The organism is Silvibacterium bohemicum (genome assembly GCF_001006305.1).
In the GTDB taxonomy this organism is placed as follows: domain Bacteria; phylum Acidobacteriota; class Terriglobia; order Terriglobales; family Acidobacteriaceae; genus Silvibacterium; species Silvibacterium bohemicum.
This window is the reverse complement of record NZ_LBHJ01000013.1, coordinates 1-728: the sequence shown is the minus strand read 5'-3', so window position 1 is coordinate 728 and position 728 is coordinate 1. Positions and strand designations below refer to the sequence as shown.

The window sequence follows — 728 nt, the reverse complement described above, 5'->3', positions numbered from 1 at the left end:
GCGGTGCCGCCCGAATTCGAACCGCTGTTCGGACTCACGCTGCTCACCGTTGGCTGGCCTACATAAGTAAACGCAGCAGGCAGGCTGCCGCTCTGGCCGCCGCTATTGGCCACCGTCACGGTTGCTGTTCCGGCGCTCCCCGCGGGCGCGGTCGCGGTGATCGTCGTGCTGTTCACCACCACCACGTTCGTCGCAGCCGAGCCGCCGAACGTTACAGTTGCGCCGGAAGAGAAGTTCGTTCCGGTGATGGTCACAGCAGTGCCGCCTGATGCCACACCGCTGCTGGGACTCACACTGCTTACCGCCGGACCAGCGGTGTAAGTGAAGCCACCAGTCAGGCTGCCGCTCTGGCCGCTCGCGTTGGTCACGGTCACCGTCGCCGCTCCGGCGCTGCCCGCGGGCGCGGTCGCCGTGATGGTCGTGCTGCTCACCACCACCACGTTCGTTGCGGCTGCTGTGCCGAAGGTCACCGTTGCCCCCGAGGCGAAGTTCGTCCCGGTAATGGTCACCGCTGTGCCGCCGCCGGTCGAGCCGCTGTTCGGACTCACGCTGCTCACCGTTGGCGCTGGAACGGATGCGGCTGAGAAGGTCACCATCTGCATGACCCACGCGCCGGCCGAGGTTAACGCCGCCGTCGCGCTGTTGCTGCCTGCCGTGGTCACCGTCTTGTCTTCCGCGATATCTTCATCCGGCGTGGTGATGATCCGCGATGTAAAGCCGCTGCCCGC

At 66.6% G+C, this 728-nt stretch carries 1 protein-coding gene; it reads right to left on the bottom strand.

The window, feature by feature from the left end:
- Window positions 1-728, bottom strand: a 728-nt coding sequence (locus tag XX99_RS19960; RefSeq protein ID WP_197081915.1) for an IPT/TIG domain-containing protein, incomplete at both ends; no start/stop codon positions are given.